The following is a 24,366-nucleotide window of genomic DNA, read 5'->3' as shown; positions in this document are numbered from 1 at the left end:
TCGTCAGCCGTGAGCGCTCCCGCGCTCGCTCTACGGGTAGTGGTCGGGAAGGTCGTTCTCGTACAGGACGACGTCGCCCGGCTCCAGCATCTCGCGGACCAGCGCGACCGCATGCTCCCGATCGGGAGCCCATCGTAGCTCCTGGAGCGTCGAGCCGGGTTCGTCCCGCCCCTCGTCGGCACCGGCCTCGAGGGCTCGTCGATTGGTGCGTCCGACGACGATGATGTGCGAAGCAACCTGAGCCGCGGCCTTGGCGAACTTGAAGTTCTCCAGGTACTGACGGCGCCCGAGCTCGATCATGCCCGGCGTCACTACCACGCGCCGCCCTCCACCGTCACGGCGCGCGCCGAGCGCATCGAGTGCCCGGCGCGCACCCATCGGGTTCGCGTTGTAGGTGTCGTCGAGGACCTCGACGCCCGAGGTCGGCGAGACGCCGGCGACGAGCCGGTTGGGCGCTGGCTTGATGCGTCCGAGCCGCTCGGCGATGTCCTCCGGCGCCACCCCCAGCTCGAGCGCGACGGCGACCGCGCAGGCGAGGTTGCCGGCCACGACGTCGGCGAGCGCCGCCTTGGCGATCTTCGCGCCGTGCGCGTAGACGACGACCTCGCCCTCGTCGTTGGGCTTGACCGCGACGTCCGCCTCGAGCGAGATCGCCGACACCCGAACGACCCGCCTCGCGCCCTCCTGCTCCAGCGCGTTCGCAGCCAGCGCCAAGCGCGGATAGTCCACGTTGAGCACCACCACCCGAGCCGTCTCGACGATTTCGAGCTTCGCTCGCACGATGGCCGCCTCGGATCCGAGCCGTTCGAGGTGGACCGGGCCGATGGCGGTGATGACACTGATCTCCGGCCTGACCCACGAGACGAGCTCGGCGATCTCGCCGGGTCCGAACATGCCCATCTCGGCAACGAAGACCTCGACGTCGGATGTGAGATGCTCATTGATGGCGCGAGCGAGACCCCCGCGGTTGTTGAACGACGCGGGCGTCGCGAGCGTGCGATACGTCCCCTCGACGAGGGCCGCAACGTAGCCCTTCGTCGTGGTCTTGCCGAACGATCCGGTGATACCGACGACGCGCGGGCGAACACGCCTGAGCCGAGACGTCGCCTCGTCGACGAAGCGGCCCATCAGCCTGCGCTCGAGCGGCGCGGTGATGCGCAGTGCGAGATCCACGAGGAGCGGCGAGAGCCAGCCGGCGCTCACGGCCGCACCGAGCGGCTCGCCAACCGCGATACCGACGCCGACCACGACGAGATCGACCATCACGACGACGAGCGCCAGTCGACGCAGGCGCCAGGTGAGGGCCAACGGGCTCGTGCGCCCGCGAAGACCGAGGCCGATCGGCGCCGCGATGCTCGCGGCCGCCGCGACCGCTCCTGCGATGAGGTGAGGGATCCGCGGCAGTGCCGAGCTCCACGCAGACACCGCCCCAAAGAACCCGACCACCGCAATGACGATGGACGCCGGGGACTCACGCAACCACAGTCGCACGAAGAGCCAGATGCGACCCGGGATGTAGTGCTCGCGTTGGGCGACGCGGAGCCACCGGAGCGCCCCCACCCAGGAGGCGAGCCCGATGACGATTCCGAGAGTGCCGGCGACGCTACTCACTGAGCTGCTCCTCGCAGCCGACGGGAGGCTCGATCCGCCCGAGGAGTCGATGGATCGCGCCCCACACGGCCTCCGGAGCGTCGCGCGGGACGTCGTGACCCACGCCCGCTCGGATGTCGAGGTTCGCTCCCGCGACGCGCGCCGCGACGCGCTCGGCGAGCGGAACCGGACACGCCGTATCGAGCGCACCCCACACCAACTCGACGGGAACCCGAGCACGCTCGAGCGCACCAAGGTGTTGCTCGTTCACCGTCCGAACGAGCACGTCGCGCATGACCCCGGTCGCCTGGCGGTAGTCGGTCGATCCCCAACGCCCGCGTGCCCACTCGAGCGCCGTGGCGGGCACGAGATGGGCAGCGTGCAGCGATCGCACCACGCGATAGCCGAGCGCAGGCCGACCACCCTGAGGGCGCAGCAGTGGACTCGCCACGATCACCACGCCTGCCAGGGCGTCCGCGTCGGTCGCGAGTCCGGCGAACTCGGCCGCGATCCGTCCGCCGAACGAGTGGCCCACGAGGATCATGCGTGAGGCCTGCAGGCGTCGCCGCAAGCTGGCGAGCGGCTCTCGGAGCAACTCCGCGTAGCCCCGCGCGCCCATCGGTCGAAGCGGTGGCGTCGAACGACCGAACCCAGGCAGGTCGAGTGCCACGGCCGACCATGGACCTCGGCCGAGGTACGGCGCGAAGTCCGCCAACGACCGACCCCATCCGTGGAGATACACAAGGAGGGGATCGTCGCCGCGCCGATAGCGCGCCGCGATCTCAATGCCGTCGATGTCTTCGATCAGTGAATAGACGATCTCCGACGACTCGGGTGGAACCGCGTGCGGCTCGCTCACTCGGCCCCGCGCTCCCCCTCGATCCACGCCGACGGCTCTGGCTCACCGTCGTCATCGACGTGGCCAGCGAACAGCTCCTCCTCGAGGAGATAGGCCCGGCACCACGATGCGTGGCCGTGAACCGCATCGCCTCCGCACTCGTCACAACGAACCAGCGGCGCCGCAAGCCCACGCTTGGCCTTGCGGGCCTCCTCGTACCGGCGATGACGCCCCTTCTTCACGAGCCACTCCCGCTCTCTCCTCGCGCGGCCCTTCGGCCGCTGGCACCGTGCTCGCCCGCGAGCCGTGCAGTGGCCCTGCCTCGGCAGGCGCCCACGCCAGTCTACTCTGCAGGCCACGAGGGCCGCTGCCTTCCGATTCGCAGCGCCCCTCGTAGACTGGTCTAACGCGCCACCACGGCCCGGCATGCCCGCAGGTTCGCTGCCGTGGTCCAGAGCCGTGTCGACACCGACCACGAGGAGGTCTCATGCCGAGCGACGAGGCCGCGAGCTTCGATCCGACCGCGATCGTCGAACGCTTTCGCCAACGCGCCGAAGCCGTACGACAGCGGCCGCTCCCACCCGTCGAGGGCCCGGAGCGCCGTCGCTTCCGCGAGCAGGCCGAACTCGACTACTTCGACTTCTCGCTACTTGCCGACGCCACGGCCAAGCTTGAGGACGGCATCTTGACCTTCACGATCGACCTGCGACCGCCCGCCGAGGGTTGATCCCGACGCGACACCTGCCCAGACCGTATACTTGAACCAAGGACGTCTCTGTCGCTCGATCGCGCCGCTGGGACGTTCGTGCCTGGGAGGTCGTGTGCTCTACAGCGAGGAGAACTCGCTCTTCGAACACCTCTTCGATCACGCGTCGTTCGACCGTCTCGACGAGGAACGAGCGCGCGAGTCGCCCCGAGCGATCGCGGTCGCGAGGGGAGTTGCGCTCGGCGGCGTTGCATTGCTCGTCCTGAGCGCGCTCGAGGTCCTCACAGCGCTCGACCTGCGCATCGCGCTCTTCTGGCACATCGTCATCGGGGTCGTCCTGATCCCGATGCTCGTACTGAAGCTCGGGCTCGCGACGTGGCGCTTCGCCTCCTTCTACCGCTCGAGCTCGCCGGCGCACGTACGCAGTGCACCGTGGCTCCCGCTCCGGTTGCTCGCTCCCCTGCTCGTCGTGGTCACCGTGCTCGTCGTCCTCTCAGGTGCCGAGCTCACGTTCGCCGGGCCGACGTCGTTCTCCGACACCTTCCTCGCGCCTGCGCACTTCCTGCTCGCCGGGATCTGGCTGGTGCTCCTCTTCATCCATACCTTTGCCTACTCCAAGCGCTCGTTGCACAGCTCGGGCCACGACCTCCGCGGCGCGCTGGCCCGCCGCAGCGGGTCGCTCCTACGGACCGGTCTCGTCGTCGTTGCTCTCGCCGCTGGCGTCGCGCTCGCCTACACCGCACTCGGTCAGGCTCGGGCTTGGCAGCACGCGATGGACACGGGAACTCGCCTCGCCGCGATCGCCGACCGACAACCGGTCCCTGGATACTCACCGAGGTCGCTGGCCGATGGTCGTCGGCGCCAGGCGACCCACCTGCGTATCGCTCGCTACGTAGAGCACCACTCCTAGACACCGCCCCTGCCGAAGACTCGCCGCCACTCGATCAGCGCCCGATCGTCATCGACCGCTACGCTCCCGTCCACCGCAGCCCAGGTTCGAGACGTGCCCGCCTCCCACACGACGAGCTCCCGTCGGACCTCCCCTGGTCACTCGGTCGCCGGCACCAGCCTGGTCGAGACGGGACGCGCGCCCTGGACGAGCCACGCACCGACGAGGATGGCGAGTGCGCCGATCGGTTGGTACCAGCGAAGCGGTTCTCCGAGCACGACCACGCCGGCGACCGTCGACACGACGGTCATCGTGAGGGTCGTGAGCGAGGCGCCGACGACCCCAGATCGATGAATCAGCGCGAAGTTGACGATGTAGGCGATGCCGGTACCAGCGACACCCAAGGTCGCCACGGCGGCGAGCGCGAGCGGATGCACGGTCCCGATGCCCTGCCGCATGACGAGAACCACGACGCCGGTCTCGAGCGCGGCCATGGCGAGCTGGCCTCCAGCGAGGCCGGTGCGATTGGCGCCGGTCAGTCCCAGTGTCATGCGGACGTAGACGAAGCCGACCGCATAGAGCGCAGCCGCAGCAAGACAGGCGAGCACCCCGACACCTGACGCGCCGCTGATCGCCCCGGTCCCGATCCCGACGACCGCACCGACGCCGACGATCCCGACGGCAAGACCCGCGATACGCCCGACCGACACGCGCTCGAGTTTGAGCGCGACGGCGAGCGGGAACGTGAACATCGGCGTCGTCGCGTTGATGAATCCTGCGAGCACCGCGCTCACGTGCTGTTCGCCGTAGCCAAAGAGGATGAACGGCAAGGTGTTCGAGACGAGCGCCGCGACCGCGAGCTTGGCCCAGAGCCGCCATCCTCGAGGAAGCGCCCACCCACGAAGGCGCGCCGTTGCGAGGACGACCGAGGCGCCGAGTGTCGTTCGCACGAACGCGATCAGGTCCGGCGAGAACGTGGCAAGACCGACCTTGATGAACAGGAACGAGCAGCCCCAGATCACTGACAACACCCCGAGGGCGGCGAGGCTGCGGCGCTCCATCGCCCCGCGAGCCTAGGAGGCTCCAGGACAAGCACCTCACCCACGCGACTGGACTGGCTGGCCCATGGCAGGAGTCCTCCGTTCTGCGAGGATCTCGGCCAGAGGGGCTTGCGGAGCGAGCCTTGCAGCGCAGGGAGCTCCCTCCACGAGACGCACTCCTCGGGCGGGAGGCTGACTGCATCGCCGTAGATCTAGCTTCCGACTGCCCAGAGCCGACCGGCGGCATCAGGACCTCGTCGCCACAGTTCCGCACGAGCAAGCCGAGCGCGGCACGTCCGTGCGCTGTGCGCCATCTGGCCATCCGTGAGCTCGATGCGCTGTGGGCTCTCGGTCTTCGCGCAGCCCAGGCGCGCACGACGAGCACACTCGCCAAGGTGGTCACCAGCGCCCGGACGACAGCGACCAGTCCGGCTGTGCTCCGGGACAACCTTGTGGGACATGGGCACGACGCACCCCGACATCGAGCGGCGGATTCGTCGGTCGCACGCTCGTAGCTCCGGTCCTCGGTCGAGGTGCACGAACAACCCCACGCAGGGAAGGGCCAAGCGCTGCGTCCCGGGAGGGCGCCTCGGGTGGCCGGGCCATGACGACGGCATGCTCCAAGGCCACGATCTGCGAGCTCTCGCCGCTCGTCGCCAACGGGAAGGTCACATCGACCGCTTCACCCGCACCACGCGACAGGACTGCCTACGACGGGCCCTTCCCGCCCCCAGACTCGCAGATATCGCCACAGCGGAGCGCGTCGCACACCAGCGACACCCCGGCGCGCGCCCTCGGCGTGCTCCGCCAGGGGCCGATCACCCGTGCTCAACCATCCCACCGATCGGCCCGAAGCTGCGCCGATGCCACGGTGTCACTCCGTGCTCTGAGAGCGCACGCCGATGCTCGGCGGTGCCATAGCCCTTGTGACGGGCGAATCCGTAGCCAGCAGCGAGCTCGTCCAGCGCCACCATGAACGCGTCACGCCGCACCTTCGCGACGATCGAGGCTGCGGCGATGAGCGGGTGGCGGCGATCCCCTCCGACGATACAGTGCACACGACCGGCCTCGACGTAGGGAACACGCCCATCCAGCAGGACCTCGAGCTCGCTCGCTGCACCGAGCGCACGGTGCGCAGCAAGACGCAAGGCCCCCGTGAGTCCGAGCTTGTCGATCTCGCGAGCACTCGCCGAACCCACCGTGAGCTCGAGACCCGCCGCCTCGAGCGCGCCGAGTGCCGCCTCGCGCGCCGCAGGCGAGAGGGCCTTCGAATCGCGCACCCCCCCGCGCGGATGCGCGAGGATGGCGGCGGCGGCTGCCACCGATCCACGCGCGGCACCGACGACCACGGGACCGGCCCAGGCACCGCGACCCACCTCGTCGATCCCGACGAGCCGATCACCCGATGGCTGGTGGAGCATGCGCCGAGCGAGCCTACACTCGGCCACCAGTGCAGCCATCGGTCGTCGTCGTCATCCAGCGCTCCCTCGAGCGGGCGAAGTCCCGCCTCGCCGACACACTCAGCCGCGACGAGCGCAGAGCCTTCGTTCGCGCGTGCGTCACGCACATCGCGAGCGCCTCGCAGCCGGCCTCCGTCCTCGTCCTCGCCGAAGACCCGAGCGTCGAGGAGCTGGCCGCAGACCTCGGGCTCGCGATCGAGCACCAACGTGGTCGCGAGCTGAACGCTGCCATCGGCGAGACCGTGGCGGGCCTCGACGGTCGCGTCCTCGTGGTCCCGGCCGACCTCCCGTTCTTCGCACTCCCCACCGACCTCGGCGACGTCGGTGCCGTCGCACCCGACCATCATCTCACCGGGACCGTGGCGCTGTGGCTCCCCGAGCCAGCGGCCGCGTTCCCCTTCGCCTTTGGCCCCGATTCCCTCCGCCGACACATGAGCGCGCTACGGGAGCGCTACGGACGCGTGCAGCTCCTCGGCACGCGCTTCCTGCTCGACATCGACACGGACGACGACCTCGACCTCGCCCGGACCCTCACCGCGCTCGACCCAGCCCTCCACTGGCCGGACGCACCGTGCCCGCCGATCGACCGCGCGAAGGCACCATCGCCATGACGACGAACGAGCAACCGACCCCGGCTCGCCAAGCCGCCGGCGTCACCGCAGCCCTCCAAGGCGCGCACCTGCGCCACGAGGCCCCCCTTGCCACCCCGGCTCGTGCGCTCGCCATCGGCGCCCACCCCGACGACGTCGAACTCGGGGCGGGCGCGACCCTGGCGCGCTGGGCCGACGACGGCTGTGCGATCACCATCCTCGTTGCAAGCGACGGACGCCACGGCACCTGGGACACGACGATCGACGGCGCCGAGCTCGCAGCGACCCGGGCCCGCGAAGCGGCACGTGCAGCAGCGCTCCTCGGCGCAGACCTCCGCCTCCTCGGTCACCCCGACGGGCGCCTTCGCGACGTCGCGCTCCTCGCGTGGCAGATCGCCGCCGCCATCCGCGCTTGCCGCCCTGACGTGGTGCTCGTCCACGATCCCGACCACCCGGGCCGCCTCCATCCGGACCATCGCGCGGTCGCAACCGCGACCTTCCAGGCGCTCGCCGACGCCCGCGAACCCACGTGGCAGCCGGGGTTCCACGCGGCCCACCGACCGCGCTACCTGGCCCTGTACGAGTCGCCAGCGCCGGATCACGCCGAACCCACGACCGACGAGGCCATCGCACGCAAGGCCGAGCTCCTCGCGTGCCACGAGAGCCAGTACCGCACCACCTACGGCGTCACGGCGGCGGACGACCCCACGGCGACGCTCGTCGCGCGCCTACGGACCGCGGCGTCCCGCGCGGCCGAGCGGCTCGATGCCGCTATACCGCTCGTCGAGGACTTCCGACTCCTCGACGATCTCTAGTTCACCTGCCGCTCGAACCCCTCCCAGTAGGGCTGGCGCAGCTTGTACTTCTGCAGCTTGCCCGTCGCCGTTCGCGGGAGCTCGCTGCGGAACTCCACGCTGGTCGGGCACTTGTAGTGCGCGAGCCGCTCTCGACAGAACTCCCGAAGCTCCTCGGCACTGACCGTCTGGCCGTCCTTCACGACCACGAGCGCCTTCACGGTCTCGCCCCACTTGGCGTCCGGTACCCCGATGACCGCAACCTCGGCGACCGCCGGATGCTGGAAGAGCACGTCTTCGACCTCGATCGACGAGACGTTCTCGCCGCCCGAGATGATGACGTCCTTCTTGCGATCCATGATCGTCAGGTAACCACCGGCCTTGACGCCACCGTCACCGGTGTGGAACCAGCCACCCTCGAGTGCGGCGGCCGTCTCCTCAGGTTGGCGCCAGTAGCCCTTGAAGACGACGTTGGAACGCGCGAGGACCTCGCCGTCGGCGTCAGTACGCAGCTCGACGCCGATCGCAGGGGTCCCGGCCTTGGCGAGCCGCTTGGCGACCTCCGCCATCGGGAGATCGTCCCACTCCTTCGGACGTCGATTCACCGTGAGCACGGGGGAGGTCTCCGTGAGGCCGTAGATCTGGTTGAACTGCCAGCCGAGCTCCGTCTCGACCCGCTCGACCGTGCGCGAGGGCGGCGGCGCACCCGCGACCACGATGCGGACCTGGTCCCGTCCGGGGACCGACTCACCACGGTCACGTCGCACGGCAGCGGCATCGAGGACCGCGGCCCAGACCGCCGGTGCGCCACACGCGAGCGTCACACCGTGCTCCGAGACCCGCTGGAGGATCTCCTCGCCGACGATCTTGCGCACGACGACGTGCGTCGCGCCCATGCCGGTGGCGGCGTACGGCATGCCCCACCCGTTCGCGTGGAACATGGGCAGGGTATGCATGAGCACGTCGCGATCGTTGACGCCGAGGTGCCAACCGAACACCGTCGCGTTCACCCAGCAGTTGCGGTGCGTGAGCTCCACGCCCTTCGGACGCGACGTGGTGCCCGAGGTGTAGTTGATCGACGCCGTCGCGTCCTCGTCCGGCTCCCACGCAGGCCCCGGCTCATCCGCCGCCGCTGCCGCGAAGAGCGCAGCGTCGTCGACCCCGTCGAGCACGATGGTCTCGACACCGCCGACGCCAGCGAACGTCTCGGCGAACTCCGGGTCGACGAGCAGGAGCGAGGTGCCGGAGTGCTCGACGATGTAGGCGACCTCGTCCCGACTGAGCCGGTAGTTGATGGGGACGAGGACACGGCCGTAGCCCGACACGCCCCAGTAGGCGATGAGGAACTTCGCCGCATTGGGCGAGACGATCCCGACACGATCACCGACCCCGATCCCCCGGGCCGCGAGCGCGCTCGCAAGACCCCGCACGCGCGCGTCGAACTCGCGGTAGGTGAGCGTCCCGAGCGATCCGACCACGCCCGGCTCGTCGATGACCGCGACGCGCTCGGGGAACACCTCGACAGCGCGACGCAAGAAGTCGCGGATGGTCAACGGAACCCGCACGGTCCCCCCTCTCTCACGGGTCCTCGAGAGACCCCGATCCCCCCTCGAGCGCCCGACGTGCCTCCCACGAACTCATGAAGCGCGGCGCTCGCCGCTCGCCAAAGGCGCGGCGGCCCTCAGCATAGTCCTGGGCAGCGAACACGATCCGAGCAAGCTCCCCGTGCACACGCTGATCGGCGAGCACCCGCTTGGTCGCTTGCTGCGTCATCGACGACAGGGTTGCCATCTGGACGACGAGCTCGTACCCACTCGCGCGATCGTCGACCACCCGCTCGGCAAGCCCGATCGTGACCGCCTCCACGGCGCCGATGCGCTCGGCCCCGAGCAGCAACCAGCGAGCGCGTCGATCGCCGACGCGACGCACGAGCCGACCCAGCGCCCCCTCGGGATACAGCGTGCCCAACGACGCCGCCGGGACGCCGAACCGAGCGCTCGCGGCAGCGAGCACGACGTCGGCAGCGAGGGCGATCGACACCCCTCCACCCAGGCAGGCCCCCTCGACCAGCGCGACGGTGGGCACCGAGATCGCCTCGATGGCGGCCGCGGCGGCCTCCGTCGCCGCATCGTAGGTCAGCGTGGCCTCCCCGACTCGCGCATCACCGAACTCGCTGACGTCGGCTCCGGCACAGAAGTGACCCCCGGCACCCTCGATCACGACGACCCGGACGGCGGGGTCGGCCGCGACCTCGCGCGCCACCTCTGCGAGCCGGCGCCACAGCGTCAGGTTGAGGGCGTTACGGCGCTCCGGCCGATCCAGCACGATGCTCGCGACGCCGGTGGGTGCGTCGATCGAGGCGTGAACCCAACCCACAGTGCCCCGCTCAGGCGTCGTCGTGCTCGAGCGTCCCACGCACCTCAGCCTCGAGGCCGACCCGATCGACCTCGTCACGCGGCGGCGGCACCTCGAGGTGACCCGAACGAGCGAGCCTGGATGGCCACCAGGCCAGTCGACCGATCAGCACCACGGAGCTCGGCACGAGGAGCGTGCGGACGAGGAACGTGTCCATGAGCACGCCGAGCGCCAGCCCGAAGCCGATCTCCTCGATCTCGGCCTGCCCGAGCGACGCAAAGGCGAGGACCGCGAAGGTTCCCGCGAGGACGACGCCGGCCGACGTGACGGTGGTCCCGGTCGCGCCGATGGCGCGCACGACCGCCTCGCGCATCGACAGATCGTGCGCCTCCTCACGGATCCTCGTCATGACGAGGATGTTGTAGTCCTCCCCTAGCGCGAGCAAGAACAAGAACAGCATGAACGGCAGGACGAAGATGAGTCCACTCTGATGATCGAACTTCATGAAGACGATCACAGCGAGGCCGAGGGCTGCGAAGTAGGACAGCGCCACCGAGACCACGAGGAACAGCGGCGCCACGACCGAGCGCAGCACGAGGGCGAGCAGCAGCGCGATGATGACGATGACGATCGGCACGATGTGCGTGAGGTCGTGGTTCGACGCGCTCGAGACGTCGTAGGACGCCGGCGCCTCGCCAGCGACCCCGCTCGTCGTTGCACCGACGCGATGGGCGAGCTGGGTGGTGAAGGTGCGAATCGCGGGAACCGCGTTGATCGCGGGCGTCGACCCGGGTGCGCCAGCCGTGAGGCTCGCCTCGACGACGACGGTGCGCCCAGTCGGTCCGATCAGGTTCTTCAGCGACCGATACTGCGAGTACACGACGGGCGAGATGCCGCCGATCGGCGTCGGTGGGAGCTTGGCGGGATCGCCGAGGCGGGCGTGCAGTGCACTGAGCTCCGTCACCGAGATCGGGAAGCCAGCCGGAGCGAGCGGCGAGGTCACCTGCGTGAAGAGGGGCGAGCGGCTCACGGCGCTCTGGAGGGTCTCGAGCGTCGAGAGGTGGTCCCAGATGGGCGTGCGGAAGCGGAACACGAGCTCCGTGGGGTTGTAGCTGGCGTGCGGGAAGTAGCGGCTCAAGGCGGCGTTGCCCGCCGCGGCACTCGTTCCCGCCGGCGCGGTGGTGGTGGTCGCGAATCCTGACGGGGCATTCTGAGGCGCAAAAGCCGCGAGGGCTCCGAAGAACACGACGCCCACGATGAGGGTGAGGGCCGGGCGCTGGACCACGCGCTGGGCGACGCGCCCCCACCAGCCCACGCGGACCCCCCGACCATGCGGCCGGCTCGGCCAGAACGCAGCGCGCCCGAAGATGGCGAGCAGTGCTGGCTGCAGCGTGAGGCCGGCGAGGAGCATGATGAACACGGCGATCGCGAGCGGCCACCCGAGCCCCTTGTAGAAGCCGAACGTCGCCGTGATCAACGACAGCACCGCCGCGATCACCGTGAACGCTGAGAAGCTCACCGACTCACCGACGCGCGCGATCGCCCGCTGCACCGCCTCGGCACCCGAGAAGCCGCGCTGGAGCTCCTCGCGAGTACGGAACACGAGGAACAGCCCGTAGTCGGTCCCGGCTCCGAGGATCAAGACGATCATGAGGAGCTGGGTGATGTTGGACACCTGGTAGTGGAGCACGCTCGTCAAGCGAGCGACGATCGGGCCGGCCAACACCGAGACGAGGAACGCCGGGATGAGGGTGATGAACGGCGCGAGGACCGACCGAAAGACGAGGAACAGCAGCACGAGGATGAAGAGCACCGAGAACAGCTGGGTGTTGGACGCGTTCGTGTTGTTCTGGCCCGCCTGGGCTACCGCCGTGGCGACCGCACCGGCCGGGTGCACCGCAAGGCCAGCCGGAGGATGACTCGAGGCGATGACGCCGTCGATGGCGTCCACCAACGCCTTCGTGCCCGTGTCGGAGAACTGCGATCGACTCGAGAGCACCTCGATCTGCTCCGCCTGTCGGGTGGGCGAGATCGCGCCCACCGCCACGGTCAGCACCCTCGGCACGTGTCGCACCTCATGGACGAGACGCGCCACGTACGTCGCATCGGTGCTCGTGAGCGGCGCGGTCGGCCGATCGACGACGATGACGACGAGCGACTCGTTGACGTTCTGGATGCGATTGGCGAGCGCCGCAGCACGCAGCGAGGGCGACTGGGCTGGGAGGAAGTTCTGGAAGTTGTTCTGCACCACCGAACCGAGCGATGGCAACAACGACACCGACGCGACGAGGGCGGCGATCCACGCGACCACGATGAACCACCGGAGCTTGACCACCCAGTGGCCCAAGGCATCAAAGAAGCGACTCACGCTGTCCTCCCCAGCTCATGGCCGAACGGCTCGAAGCTCTGCGCGAGTGACCCAACCGCGCGCGCCATCCACATGTTCCGACATGGCATCGTCGAGTGCACCCTAGCCACCCGCCGCGCGTACCCGTCGAGCCCTACTTTGTTTCGTTTCAGTAACCATTCACTCGTCGACCTGGGGCGATCGCGCCGACAGGGGCGTGCGAGCCTCGCGGATCGAAACCCGTAGTGCCTTGGCGAGCTCGTCGAGGAGTTCGACGAGCTGCTCCGCGTGGCCAGGCTCGAGTTGGGCGAGCGCATGCTCGAGCGCAGCAGCGCGTGTGGCAAGGAACGCCGCCACGAACGCCTCGGCGCCCGGCAGGGCCCGCACGAGCGTGCGACGATGATCGACCGGATCCTCGGTACGCACGACGAGACCAGCGGCTTCGAGTTGGCTGGCCGCGACCGACGCCGAGGCGAGATTGGCGCCTGCGATCTCGGCGAGACTGCTCACGCTGAGGGGACCGCGCACCAGCACCTCCACCAAGAGGTGGACGTGGCGCGGGGTGAGCCCCGCTGCCTGCTCCCCGCAGTCGCCGAGGGCGGCTCGCCCGCCGAGCACGCTCTTGATCGGCAGGAGGCTCGCGATCAGTCGGAGCGCCAGGTCTCTCGACGCAGACGACGATGCGTCGCCCCGTTGCTCGAGCGAGCTCGTGCCCCTGGCCACGCTACCTCCCGCCTCACGACGACATCGGCCGAGGATGAGCCTACCGGCCTTCGGGAACCGGCCGCCGAGGACCGTCGGCGAGCACGCGCTGGACCCGAACGGCGACCAGCACGCGCGAGCCCTCGGGTGCTGGCCGTGGCGGCCGGCCGAACGCCTCGGCGAAGGCGCGCTCGGCCCGCGTCACCGCGCCTGGATCGGCGTCGACGCGCGCCAACCCGACCAGAGTGACGTAGCTCGTCCCTTCGACGAGACAGAGCGCGCAGCGCCCGTCGCGTCGGAGGTTCGCGACCTTGCGCGACGTCGTGCGCGCGAGGACGGCGACCTCGAGAGGATCGCCGCCGATCACGAAGGCGTTGACGAGGACCGCATGCACCCCGAACGCCTCGTCGCGCGTCGAGAGGACCACGCGCGCGCCGTGCGCCAGCGCCGCTCGAGCGTCGGGGCGACGAGCAGGCTCAGTCGTCACGGTCGGCCTCGAGCCGTCGCCGCGCCGCGGCGAGCACGGCGCGCGCCTCGTCGAAGAGCGTCGCGGGTCCAGCGACCGGCGTGGCGCCGAGTGCGACCACGACCCGGGCGGCCCATCCGATCGAGTGCGCTCGCACGAGCACGCCGCCCTGAACCGCCTCGGCAGCGGACCCGAGGAGGTACTCCGCGAGCGGTTCGAGGGCTCGTGGCACGTCGACGACGAACGAGACGGTCGTCGTCGCAGGCGATCGATCCGACTCCTCGATGTCACAACCCGCCTCGACCACGAGCTCGCTCATGCGATCGAGGCGGAACGTGCGGATCCTCCCGTCGCTCGTCACCGCGTCGAGGTACCAGACGCCATCGAGCGCGTGGACCTCACGAGGGCGCACACGGCGCTCGCCACTCGGCGCACCGATCGGGGCATAGCGAAAGCGCAGGCACGCGCCGAGCACGATCGCCTCGTGCACGGTCACGAGCGACGCACGCTCGCCAGGCTCGGTGACGAGCCGCGGCACGACACCGAGACCCTCGGCGATGCGCGCACGCAGCCGATCGAGCACCGGCGGCAAGGTGCCGCCGAGTGCCTCACGAAGCGCCTCGAGGGTCGCCCCCACGCTCACGGCCTCCTCGATCGCGAGCGAACCCCGTGGCGGCGTTCGCTCGAGCCGCGCCTCGACCTCGCCGTCGGGGTCGTCGACGAGGACCTCGAGCAAGACGTCCGGCGAGTACGGCGGCAACCCGCACAGCGAGGCCGTCTCGAGCAGTTCGGCGGCGAGCTCTCGCGTCGTGCCCGCCACCGCCGCCAACTCCGACAGCGGTGCTCGACCCCGCTCGCCGAGCACCCTGAGCATGGTCTGGAGCATGGCGTAGCGAGTCGCGAGGTTCGTGCGCTCGACGCCGGCCCGAGGCACCTTCGCGGTCGGCGTCGCGGCGAGCGCCCGCTCGGCCGTCGCGAGGCGATCCGCCAAGCGCTCGCGCGCCAGTTGGGGCCCGACCAACGCGAGGTCGTGCAGGAGCACGTCGGCCAGGACCACGTCGAGATTGGCCGCACGAAGGGAACCCGTCTCCGGGTCGGCACCCACGGCCGCGAGCCTCTCCGGCGGACCTTGGACGGTGACCTGGACCGGGCGGTCGATGACGAGCTCGCGAGGGTGCCGAGGCAGCACCTCGTCGATCGGGACCGGCGCGATCTCGTGGTGGGCCTCCAGCACCACGATCGGCTCGTCGATGCGATCGACGCGAAAGGTCTTGATCACCCCGTCGTCGTCGGCGGCGACGAGGTAGGCGTGCCCCCATCTCGCGCCGATGCCGACCGGGGCGAGGCGACGACGCTCACCGCGATAGCCGATCTCGATGACGGCGCGCTCGGCGATCGCGGTCACGATGGCCGGGGGCGCATCGAGCAGCGAGGACCGTCGCCCACGCGCGGGCACCGCCCCCACCGCGAGCCCGATGCGGGCGAGGCCGGGCTCGACGCCGGCGACCCACACCGCACCCAGGGCCGCCTCGAGCGCCGCCACCTCGGCGTCGTCGAGTTCGAGCTGCCAGGTCGTGGGCCGGAGCCGATAGCCCACACGACTGCGTCCGGGCAACGTGACGGTCTCGATCTCGATGCCGAGACTGCGCGCCGTTTCCTTGACGCGTTCGAACGCGCGCGCGCTCGCAGCGTCACTAGCCGGGAACCCCGGCACGGTGCGGACGATCTCGTCGCGCTCGAGCGGCGTGGGGTGCTCCGCGAGAAGCGTGACGACGTTCACGAGGCGCTCGAGTGCGACGTCGACCACGGCGACTCACAGGGGCGAGTTGGCGTGCTTGGCGGGCCGCAGGTGCTCCTGCTTGGTCACGAGGAGCTCGACTGCGCGAGCGATGCGCGAACGAGTCTCGGACGGCTCGATCACCTCATCGACGTAGCCTCGCTCGGCCGCGATCCACGGGGTCAGGTAGACCTCCTCGTACTCGGCCTTGGCCGCGGCGCGCGCTTCCTCGTCGGCACGACGGTGCAAGATCTCCACGGCACCTTGGGCCCCCATGACCGCGATCTCCGCCGACGGCCACGCGAGGGTGACGTCGTTGCCCATCCCCTTGGAGTCCATCACGATGTAGGCACCGCCGTAGGCCTTGCGCACGATGAGACACACCCGCGGTGTCTGGCACGCCGCGTACGAGAACGCCAGTTCTGCACCGTGGCGAATCATCCCCCGCCACTCGACGTCCTTGCCCGGGAGAAAGCCCGGCGTGTCGACGATCGTGATGACGGGCAGGTTGAAGCTGTCACAGAGACGAACGAAACGGGCGCCCTTCTGGGCCGCCTGGATGTCGAGCGTCCCGGCCATGATCATGGGCTGGTTCGCGACGATCCCCACCGCGCGGCCCTCGATGCGGCCGAACCCGACGACGAGCTGATTCGCCCACGCCTGTCTCAGCTCGTGGAACGAACCCTCGTCGACGATGCCCCGCACCACGTCGCGGACGTCGTAGGCCGCCGTCGGCGTGTCCGGAATCAGCCGATCGAGGTCGATCGGATCGGGATCGATGGGGTGGATGCGTCGGGCTACCTCATCGGTGGAGTCCGGGAGGTAGTCGAGCACACTCCAGATCGCCTCTTCGACCCCCCGACGATCGTCGGCAGCCTCGAAGGCGACCCCAGACCGGGCGAGGAGCACCTGCGAGCCACCGAGCGTCTGGTTCGACACGTCGAGGCCGGTGACCTCGCGGACGGCTTGGGGTCCCGACAAGAACGCGAAGGCATCGGGGGCGACGACCACCCAGTCGGCGACCCCGAGCAGCAGGGCCGGTCCCGAGACGGCGGGCCCCACGAGACCGGCGAGGATCGGGATGCGCCCGGAGCAGCGTGCCAACGCGCTCGCCGCGATCCCCCATCCGTGCAGCGCCGAGACCCCGTCGGTGATCTTCGCTCCCGAGGTCGACAGCTCGAGCACGAGGGGGATCCCGAGCCGGTTCGCGAGGTCGGCCGCGCGCGCGATCCGATGGCCGTCGCGCTCAGAGAGCGCCCCACGGCGCGTGGTGGGACGCGAGGCGACCCACATCACGCGACGGCCATCGCGGTAGCGCATCCGGGCACTGACCGAGCCCGAACTCGCCGCCTCGATGGGAACCTCGACCTCACGCATCATCGATCCTCACTCCCCGCTCCTCGCAGCGCACGGGCCGCTGCCTCCGCCGCGCGCCGCCCGGATCCGAGTGCGCCGTCGAGACTCGGAGATGCGGTCCAGTCGCCCGCGAGCGTGACGCCCCGGGCGATGCGAACCGCAGGCGCACGTCGAAGCGCTGGGAGCGCCTGAGCCACCACGTCGATCGCGAGCAGCTCGGCCGATCCGAGCGCGGGCACCAACGTGGCCGCCGCCCTCTGCACGTCCGCCGGATCGAGCGTCGGGTCGAAGCTCACCGTCACGAGCGTGTCGTCCCGATCCATCGGCGCTCGCAGCGGGTCCGCGGCCCCCACCTCACAGACGGTCCAGATCGGCTCGTCCATGGGACCGAGCCCGACGACCGGGAGCTCGAGCACGGGTCCCGCGACCCGCAGGTGCGCATAGCCCTGGGCTCGCCAACGAAGGCCATCGGTGAGCCTGGGGGCCCCGAGGAGCCGAGCGCTGGCCTCGGGACCGGCGGCCACGATGACCTCGCCTGCCCCGAGACGCTCCCCGCTCTCCAGCACGACGCCACCGGACTCGACGGCGGCGACCGGCGACGCGGTCCTGATCCGACCCTCGAGGTCCCGAGCGAGGATGTCCGCGAGGGTGGCGATGCCCCCCTGTGGCAGGCCGACACGGCCACGCCAGAACCCACGCACCACCTCGCCTGCACGCCACAGGGGCACGTCGAGCTCGGGTGCGAGCAGGACCCCACGAGCGAAGGGCCCGGCGAGCCGACGACCGAGCGGCTCGGGCAGCGCCCCGACGAGATCCGCGACCGACGGATCGGCACGCGTGACGAGCTCGACGAGCCGGCGAGCGCGCGGGATCCCACGCAGATGCCAGAGCTCGCGGGCGGTAGTCGCGACGGTCGCGGGGACGCGGCGCGGATCGGCGAGGACTCGAACCGGCGCGCCGGGCGCGAGCAGTGCGACACCGGGGAAGAGCCCAACGAGGCCGGTGGTCCCTGGCGCGAGGAGCCGGCGAAGCTCCGGGTAGCCCTCGAGGACGACGTGGAAGCCACGATCGAGCCGGTAGCCGTCGACGGTGTCGGTGCGGAGCCGACCGCCCGCCGTTGCCTCGGCCTCGACCACGACCACCTCGAAGCCTGCGTAGTGCAGGTAAGACGCCGCTGCCAGCCCGGCAGCGCCAGCCCCGACCACGATGACGTCGAACTCGCTCGTGCCGCCCTCCCAACGCCCGAGGTGCCGCCCCGGCACCGCCGGCCAAGTCTACGGCCAGCCTGCGCCGCACTAGCCTGCGCGAGCGATGGCTCCACCGGCCCGACTGGCGCGCGTTCGCCACCACTGGCGGCTCCTGGTCGGTCTCGTCGGGATCGCGGTCGCAGCCTGGGCACTCGCCTCCCAGCGCGCCCAGCTCTCGGGATCGGTCGCCATCGTCCTCCACGCGAACGCCGTCCTCGGTGCCATCGCGTTCGTCCTGGAGGCGGCCAGCGACACGGCGTGGGCGCTCATGACCTACGTCCTCCTCCCGAGCGGAACGCGACTCGGGTGGGTCCGGTTCCTCGCGATCTCGCTCGCAGCCCTGTCGATCACCAACTCGATCCCCTTCGGCGCCGGTGTGAGCGCCGTCTGGGTGGTCGCCCAGCTCCACGACGCCGACGTCGACGTCCTCGCCGCCGCCTCGGTCATCGCCGCCTCCAACCTGGTCGCGATGGGTACCCTGATCGCCCTGTTCGCACTCGCGCTCGTGGTGCACGCACCCGCGTCCAGCGTGCTCTCGTCGCTCGACGATGCGCTGATCGTCGCCGTCGGCATCGCCGCCGCGCTCGCCCTGTGGCAGCTCGAGCGCCTGTCGGCCTGGGTCGCCGAGCTCCTCACCCGTCTCGCCACCCGCGTGCGATGGCGACGCCTCGCCGCGAGTGCACGCCGTCTGCAGCCGCTGCGCATCCCACCGCGCCGGCTCGGCGCCTCCATTGGCCTCGGGGCTGGCAACTGGGCCTTCGACTTCGGCGCGCTCCTCGTCGCGCTCGCCGCCGTCGATGCCCACGTGTCCGTGGCGGCCGCGGCCAGTGCCTACGTCGTCGGTGCCCTCGCGACGAACCTCCCCATCACGCCAGGCGGGCTCGGCGTCGTCGAGGGATCCATCACCGTCGCGCTCGTGGCCTTCGGAGGAGCGCCGGTGCCCATGCTCGCAGCCGTCATCCTCTATCGACTCGCCAGCTACTGGATCTGGCTGCCGATCGGATGGGCGGCCTACTTCTGGATCGCCAGGAGGCCAACCAATGCCACGACGTGAGCTCGTGACGAGCCTGGTGCTCGCGGCCGCGCTCTGCGCCTGTGGTGGAGCGCGCTCCGCCGGCGGGACGTCCGCGGCCAACTGTGTGCGTCCACTCGAGGCGGCGCTCGTCCACGCACCAGCGAAGGCCCACTTCCGCGGCCTCGCCGAGGTGCCCGGTCGTGTCGGGCCGACCCTCGGTGTGCCCAGGTCACGAGCGCCGTACTGCGTCGTGCTGTTCGAGGTGCCCGGACCTTCCGCCCACCTCGTCCGGGAGGTGTACCGCCTGGGGGCCACCCGGCCACTCACCAGGCGGGAGCTCCCGCTACGACGCCTCCGTCCCCCCGATCTCGCCTGATCGGCGCGCCTTGGCGCGCTCCCTCCCGACGAGCTGGACCTTGCGCACTCGCACCGCCTTCGGCGTCACCTCGACGCACTCGTCGTCGCCGATGAGCTCCAAGGCACTATCGAGCGTCAAGCGTCGTGGCGGGGTCAGACGGACGAGTTCCTCGGCGGTCGACGAGCGCATGTTCGTCACCTTGCGCTCCTTGGTCGGATTCACGTCCATGTCACCTGGACGCGCGTTGAGCCCGATGACCATGCCCTCGTAGACCTCGTCACCCGGGCCGATGAACAGCGTGCCACGGTCCTGCAACGACAGCAACGCGTACGTCGTGGCCACACCAGCCCGGTCGGCGACGAGGCTCCCCGCGACCCGGGGGCGGATCGGGCCGACCCACGGTCCGTAGCCATCGGCGGAGTGATGGATGACCGCTTGGCCGCGTGTCTGCGTGAGCAGCTCGCCTCGCGCGCCGAGCAAGCCTCTGGCCGGGATCCAATAGACCGTGTGCACCCAGCCGCTCTGGGAGTGCTCCAGCGTCACGAGTTCGGCCCTTCGCGGTGAGAGGACCTGCGTGAGCGCTCCGAAGAGATCCTCTGGCACCTCGACCTCGAGGCGCTCGTAGGGTTCGTACACTTCGCCGTCGACCAGCTTCGTGAGGACGCGGGGCTTCGAGATGGTGAGCTCGAAGCCCTCACGCCGCATCAGCTCGATCAAGACCCCGAGCGCGAGCTCCCCCCGGCCCTGGACCTCGAACGCATCACTGCGCTCCGTCTGGCGAACCTGGATCGAGACGTTGCCCACGATCTCCTGTGCCAAGCGCTGCGCCAAGAGGCGCGCCGTGAGCTTGGTGCCCTCCCGTCCGGCGAGCGGCGAGGTGTTCACGCTGAACGTCATGGCGATCGCCGGCTCGTCGACGTGCACCGGCGCGAGCGGCTCCGGATCGTTGGGGTCGCACAGCGACTCGCCGATGCCGATGTCCTCGACACCTGCGACGATGGCGATGTCGCCCGCGATGACCTCGTCGGTGGGCACGCGCTCGAGGAAGTGCATCCGGAACAGCTCGCCGAGGCGCAAAGTGCTCACGCGCCCGTCGACGCCGACCCGAGCCACGCTTTGGCCCCGGCGCAGTCGACCGGCGTGCACGCGAACGAGGGCGAGTCTGCCGAGATAGGTCGAGGCGTCGAGGTTGAGCACCTGGGCGCGCAGCGGGCCGTCGGGATCGGCATCGGGAGCCGGCACGTGCTTGAGGATCGTCTCGATGAGCGGCGTGAGGTCCTCGCTCCGCATGGGCAACTCGAGGTCGGCCCGCCCCGCGCGTCCCGAGGCGTAGACCACCGGGACGTCGAGATCCACGTCGGGACCACCGAGCTCGAGCAACAGTTCGAGCACCTCGTCGAGCACCTCGTGCGGGCGCGCATCCTGCCGGTCGACCTTGTTGATCACGACGACGAGCGCGAGGCCGCGCTCGATGGCCTTGGCCAGGACGAAGCGGGTCTGCGGGAGCGGGCCCTCCGCGGCGTCGACCAACAGGACCGCGCCGTCGGCCAGGTAGAGCGCTCGCTCGACCTCACCACCGAAGTCCGCGTGACCGGGCGTGTCGACGAGGTTGACGATGACGTCGCCGAACGGGATCGCGGTCGCCTTCGACAAGATGGTGATCCCCCGCTCGCGCTCGAGATCCATGGAGTCGAGGATGCGCTCCTCGGTCTCGGCGCCCTCGCGGAACGCTCCCGCCTGGCGCAAGAGGGCGTCGACGAGGGTCGTCTTGCCATGGTCGACGTGGGCGATGATCGCCACGTTGCGAAGCTGCACGCGTGCTCCTCACGGTTCTGGCCCGAGGGCTACCCGGACGAGCTACGGCGCAGCTCTCGCTCGACGTCGAGCCAGGTGATGGGCTCCGGGTCGTCCCCGCGATCTTCGCGGGTCTGGGCCCTCGCCAATATAACAACGGCCGTGGTCCAAAGGATCCCCAGGGTGAGGATCTTCGACAACGCACCGGCAAGTTGCTGGTCGCCGACGCCCGACACCCCGAAGACGATGTGGACGTTGCGTGCGAACAACGGATAGAACGAGTGCTTCGCGAAGATCAGCGCCACGGCGGGGAACGACGGAATCAGACTCTGAGCGAAGAGGAACAGAACCCGACCGCCGGTCGACAGCTTCTCCACGCCCGGTTGCAGGCGCAGGGCCGGTACCCACAGCGCGACACCCGCGATGACGAGCACGACCTGGAGGTAGACGAAGACCACCAGGGATCGCGCTTGTGCCTCAACGATGGGCGAGAGCATCGACAGGATCGTGACGCCACAGAACAGCACGGTCGCCACCAGCGGGCGGGCAATGAGCGACAAGACGGCGTCCACCCATCGACGCTCAGTGAGGCGAAAGACGACCCACCCCGGCAACCCGAGCAGCGCCAGTGGGACGACCACGAGCACGATGACCAGGTTGTGGAGGAGATAGGCCACCAGCGAGATGCGTCTGGCGAGCTCGAGCACGGGCCAGGACTCGTCGACGATCGCGATCGCAAGCGCCGCACTCCACGCGAGTCGCTGCCGCCGCGTCGCGACGTCGCGGAGACGAACCCGCTTCGGGGACATGCTCAACGTACGCGCCAACCTCGGCACCCCGACCCAATAGGCAAGCACGCCGAGCATGAGCACGATGACGCCGCCGTAGGGCGGTGTCACCTCGAGCAATGACGACGCGGTGACGACGCCAACCATCGACCTCTCCCCAGGCACCAGAGCAACGGCTCTGAGACGAGGCTACCGCCATCGCAGGGGCCTCGCAAGACTCCTCAACGCCACCGGCCCCGGTCGAGACCCGGGAGATCGACCTCACGAGTCCGCTCGCCGAGCTCGAGCCGCCCGAGCAGTGAGCGATGCAACCCGCGGGCTTGACGCCACAGCGCTCGGGCGGTCGGATCGGTCAGCAGTTCGCGTGGCGGAGCAGCCTCGATCCGCCGCGGATCCATCCCGAGCGCTCGGCAAGTCGCGACGAACCGCTCGAGCTCCGGCGCCACGACTACAGACACCTCGACCCCCCGCTGGAGGTCGGGCCCCAAGGCGATCGGAGCCCTCCCCTCGGTCGCGATGGCGAGCGGTACCACCTCGCTCGCGGCGACGTCGATCCGGGCGCCCCCCGTCTCGACCGTCACCCGATCGCGCGACACGTCGACGACGCGGCCTCGCCCAGTCCGTGGCACGAGGACCGGCTCTCCAGGAACCGGGGAGCGCGGATCGACCCCGAACGCACGTGCCACCACGCGTCGGAGCTGCCGTGCGTACGCAGTGTCCGGGACGACCGCCACCGGCCACACGTCCTCACCGCGCCCAAGCACCTCGGCGACGGAGGCGCCGCAGCGTTCGAGCGCGGTCTCGAGATCGGCGCAGAGCTCGATGCGACGACCGTCACGCTGGAGCGACAGGGAGGATCGAGACGGCACGACGGGCCGACGACGCACCTCGACGAGAAGGTTCCGTTCCGGACTCGTCACGAGGGCACGCAGGTCACTCGGGGCACGATGGACGGCATCCACGACGACCCGGGCGGGATGGCGGCCATCGCGGAACGCCCCGAGGCGCTGGAGCAGGGCGGCCTCGGCATCGCTCCGTGCGACCACGCGCACGTGCTCTCGCCCGGTCGCACGCCGCAGCTCGTCCGCCATCCGCACGGCATCGCGACTCGACACCTCGACGATGGGGCGCGTGAGGTCGATGCCCGCGAGCGCCAGTCGATCGGCCAGCGGCAGCGCTCCGTAGCGACGCACGAGCGAACCATCGAGGGCGAGCTCGCTCCCCGCAGCCCGGATCCGAGCGCCGATGAGCAACCCGCGCGCCCGAGCCGGTCCGACGGCCGCTCGGAGGCTCGCTGCCACCAGGTCGCCGAGGCCCTGGCCGGCATCGAGCACAGCGCGGGCCTGCCAGGAGAACTCCGCGAAGAACGGGTCGGCGATACGGATCGGCTCTCCATGACGGTTGGCCTGGGCGGTCGCAGCGACCGCACCGCGCTCGCCGGGCCCGTCGCGACGCTCGCGTCGTGCCGCCTCGCGCCATCGCTCGCGCCTGTTCACTAGGTCGACGGGTCCCTCGGCCCACCCTCGTCGAGATGCGAGTGCCGCCACCTGACGAGCTCGGGCCGAGGCGGTCGAGCCCGCCTGGGCGAGCACCTCGCTGCGCCTGGTCGAGAAGGCATCGGCCACCCGACGATCGAGGCCGCGGACCGCCCATCGCCCGAGGCCATCGCCGTCCACGACGAGACCGAGACGACGCAACCGAGCAGCAAGCTCGACCCGATACCCGAGCTCGAGGGCCGGCAACACTCGCCGCAGGCGCCCATGGTCGAGGGGCGCTACCTGCCCGCCGACCTCGATCGCGTTGGCGAGGACGACGTGGGTGTGCAGGTGGGGCTCACCAGCGCGCGACAAGCGATGGTGCGCGCCGACCCCGCGCACGCCGCTGGCGGGGACCGCCTCCCCGTCCACCACACGGGCGAGGTCAAGGCGCTCGAGCCACGTGACGACGTCGGCCACCGCGCCTCGATGGGCCTCGGCCACGGCCTCGGCAAAGGGCTCGGCGGCGAGACCCCAGACGACCGAGACGTCCTTGGGGGCAGCGATGGTGAGATCGACCGCGTGGATCAGCGTGCGCGGGGCGGGTTCGAGCACCAGCTCGTCGAGCGCGAGCGCTGCCGCGTGCGGATACTCTCGCCATCCGCTCCCGAGCAACGCCCGGGGCGCGTACGGCTCATCCGCGAGCTCAGCACGTGCGTAGTAGGCGAGACCCCGTCGAATCCCAGTGAGTCGCATCGGCCCCTCGGTCGCCACACAAT

At 70.3% G+C, this 24,366-nt stretch carries 22 protein-coding genes; 6 read left to right on the top strand and 16 right to left on the bottom strand.

Features of this window, described 5'->3' with window-relative positions; all coding sequences use genetic code 11:
- Positions 1 to 30: 30 nt before the first annotated feature.
- Genes AFER_RS03055 through AFER_RS03045 form a run of 3 tightly spaced genes read right to left on the bottom strand, consistent with a single transcriptional unit; the run spans position 31 to position 2,670 of the window.
- Entirely contained in the window at positions 31 to 1,611 is a 1,581-nt protein-coding gene (locus AFER_RS03055; protein ID WP_015798047.1) for a Mur ligase family protein, read from the bottom strand.
- Entirely contained in the window at positions 1,604 to 2,449 is an 846-nt protein-coding gene (locus AFER_RS03050) for an alpha/beta fold hydrolase (protein ID WP_015798046.1), read from the bottom strand. Before AFER_RS03050 ends, AFER_RS03055 begins: the two co-directional genes overlap by 8 nt.
- On the bottom strand, positions 2,446 to 2,670 hold the full coding sequence (locus AFER_RS03045) for a hypothetical protein (protein ID WP_015798045.1): 225 nt from the start codon (positions 2,668 to 2,670) through the stop codon (positions 2,446 to 2,448). The genes AFER_RS03050 and AFER_RS03045 overlap by 4 nt, the downstream gene beginning before the upstream one ends.
- A gap of 245 nt (positions 2,671 to 2,915) precedes the next feature.
- Between AFER_RS03045 and AFER_RS03040 the strand changes: the two genes are divergently transcribed.
- Both AFER_RS03040 and AFER_RS03035 read left to right on the top strand, forming a co-directional pair.
- A complete protein-coding gene (locus AFER_RS03040) occupies positions 2,916 to 3,155 on the top strand; it encodes a hypothetical protein (protein ID WP_015798044.1) in 240 nt (79 codons plus the stop codon).
- Positions 3,156 to 3,249: 94 nt separating this feature from the next.
- Entirely contained in the window at positions 3,250 to 4,044 is a 795-nt protein-coding gene (locus AFER_RS03035; protein WP_015798043.1) for a hypothetical protein, read from the top strand.
- Between the two features lie 137 nt (positions 4,045 to 4,181).
- Here AFER_RS03035 and AFER_RS03030 read toward each other — a convergent pair whose 3' ends face one another.
- Positions 4,182 to 5,084, bottom strand: a complete 903-nt coding sequence (locus tag AFER_RS03030) for a DMT family transporter (RefSeq protein ID WP_015798041.1) — start codon at positions 5,082 to 5,084, stop codon at positions 4,182 to 4,184.
- Between the two features lie 797 nt (positions 5,085 to 5,881).
- Positions 5,882 to 6,484 (bottom strand): ribonuclease HII, encoded by a 603-nt coding sequence (locus tag AFER_RS03020; protein WP_015798040.1) that lies wholly within the window; start codon positions 6,482 to 6,484, stop codon positions 5,882 to 5,884.
- Between the two features lie 29 nt (positions 6,485 to 6,513).
- Between AFER_RS03020 and AFER_RS03015 the strand changes: the two genes are divergently transcribed.
- Positions 6,514 to 7,134, top strand: coding sequence for a glycosyltransferase family protein (locus AFER_RS03015; protein ID WP_015798039.1), 621 nt, complete (start codon positions 6,514 to 6,516; stop codon positions 7,132 to 7,134).
- Positions 7,131 to 7,928 carry a PIG-L deacetylase family protein gene (locus AFER_RS10810; protein ID WP_015798038.1) on the top strand — a complete coding sequence of 266 codons (798 nt, stop codon included), beginning with the start codon at positions 7,131 to 7,133 and terminating at the stop codon, positions 7,926 to 7,928. The genes AFER_RS03015 and AFER_RS10810 overlap by 4 nt, the downstream gene beginning before the upstream one ends.
- Here AFER_RS10810 and AFER_RS03005 read toward each other — a convergent pair.
- The 8 genes from AFER_RS03005 to AFER_RS02970 all read right to left on the bottom strand — a co-directional run bounded on the left by AFER_RS03005 (position 7,925) and on the right by AFER_RS02970 (position 18,172).
- A complete protein-coding gene (locus tag AFER_RS03005) occupies positions 7,925 to 9,472 on the bottom strand; it encodes an AMP-binding protein (protein WP_015798037.1) in 1,548 nt (515 codons plus the stop codon). The genes AFER_RS10810 and AFER_RS03005 overlap by 4 nt on opposite strands.
- 13 nt (positions 9,473 to 9,485) lie before the next feature.
- A complete protein-coding gene (locus tag AFER_RS03000) occupies positions 9,486 to 10,322 on the bottom strand; it encodes an enoyl-CoA hydratase/isomerase family protein (protein WP_049755267.1) in 837 nt (278 codons plus the stop codon).
- Complete coding sequence (locus tag AFER_RS02995) at positions 10,294 to 12,630, bottom strand: MMPL family transporter (RefSeq protein ID WP_015798035.1); 2,337 nt, start codon at positions 12,628 to 12,630, stop codon at positions 10,294 to 10,296. Before AFER_RS02995 ends, AFER_RS03000 begins: the two co-directional genes overlap by 29 nt.
- Before the next feature lie 159 nt (positions 12,631 to 12,789).
- Positions 12,790 to 13,332 (bottom strand): MarR family winged helix-turn-helix transcriptional regulator, encoded by a 543-nt coding sequence (locus AFER_RS10805; RefSeq protein ID WP_015798034.1) that lies wholly within the window; start codon positions 13,330 to 13,332, stop codon positions 12,790 to 12,792.
- 40 nt (positions 13,333 to 13,372) lie between these two features.
- A complete protein-coding gene (locus tag AFER_RS12255) occupies positions 13,373 to 13,798 on the bottom strand; it encodes a pyridoxamine 5'-phosphate oxidase family protein (protein WP_015798033.1) in 426 nt (141 codons plus the stop codon).
- On the bottom strand, positions 13,788 to 15,584 hold the full coding sequence (locus AFER_RS02980) for a WYL domain-containing protein (protein ID WP_015798032.1): 1,797 nt from the start codon (positions 15,582 to 15,584) through the stop codon (positions 13,788 to 13,790). The genes AFER_RS12255 and AFER_RS02980 overlap by 11 nt, the downstream gene beginning before the upstream one ends.
- Positions 15,585 to 15,590: 6 nt before the next feature.
- Positions 15,591 to 16,934, bottom strand: a complete 1,344-nt coding sequence (locus tag AFER_RS02975) for an acyl-CoA carboxylase subunit beta (protein WP_015798031.1) — start codon at positions 16,932 to 16,934, stop codon at positions 15,591 to 15,593.
- Complete coding sequence (locus AFER_RS02970; protein ID WP_015798030.1) at positions 16,931 to 18,172, bottom strand: FAD-dependent oxidoreductase; 1,242 nt, start codon at positions 18,170 to 18,172, stop codon at positions 16,931 to 16,933. The genes AFER_RS02975 and AFER_RS02970 overlap by 4 nt, the downstream gene beginning before the upstream one ends.
- A 49-nt stretch (positions 18,173 to 18,221) precedes the next feature.
- Here AFER_RS02970 and AFER_RS02960 point away from each other — a divergent pair, with 49 nt between their 5' ends.
- Both AFER_RS02960 and AFER_RS02955 read left to right on the top strand, forming a co-directional pair.
- Positions 18,222 to 19,211, top strand: a complete 990-nt coding sequence (locus AFER_RS02960; RefSeq protein ID WP_015798029.1) for a lysylphosphatidylglycerol synthase transmembrane domain-containing protein — start codon at positions 18,222 to 18,224, stop codon at positions 19,209 to 19,211.
- The gene (locus AFER_RS02955) at positions 19,198 to 19,548 is read left to right on the top strand and encodes a hypothetical protein (RefSeq protein ID WP_015798028.1); all 351 of its coding nucleotides are present in this window, start codon (positions 19,198 to 19,200) and stop codon (positions 19,546 to 19,548) included. Before AFER_RS02960 ends, AFER_RS02955 begins: the two co-directional genes overlap by 14 nt.
- On the opposite strand, the gene typA is transcribed toward AFER_RS02955, so the two are convergent.
- The 3 genes from typA to mobF all read right to left on the bottom strand — a co-directional run bounded on the left by typA (position 19,516) and on the right by mobF (position 24,343).
- Positions 19,516 to 21,345: a translational GTPase TypA gene (gene typA / locus AFER_RS02950; protein WP_015798027.1), complete on the bottom strand. Its 1,830-nt coding sequence runs from the start codon at positions 21,343 to 21,345 to the stop codon at positions 19,516 to 19,518. The genes AFER_RS02955 and typA overlap by 33 nt on opposite strands.
- Positions 21,346 to 21,374: 29 nt before the next feature.
- Entirely contained in the window at positions 21,375 to 22,259 is an 885-nt protein-coding gene (locus tag AFER_RS02945; protein WP_015798026.1) for a cytochrome c oxidase assembly protein, read from the bottom strand.
- A 74-nt stretch (positions 22,260 to 22,333) separates the two neighbouring features.
- Positions 22,334 to 24,343 (bottom strand): MobF family relaxase, encoded by a 2,010-nt coding sequence (gene mobF / locus AFER_RS02940; protein ID WP_015798025.1) that lies wholly within the window; start codon positions 24,341 to 24,343, stop codon positions 22,334 to 22,336.
- Positions 24,344 to 24,366: the final 23 nt, after the last annotated feature.

Source organism: Acidimicrobium ferrooxidans DSM 10331 (assembly GCF_000023265.1).
Taxonomy (GTDB): Bacteria; Actinomycetota; Acidimicrobiia; order Acidimicrobiales; family Acidimicrobiaceae; genus Acidimicrobium; species Acidimicrobium ferrooxidans.
This window is presented reverse-complemented; position numbering and strand designations above follow the sequence as displayed.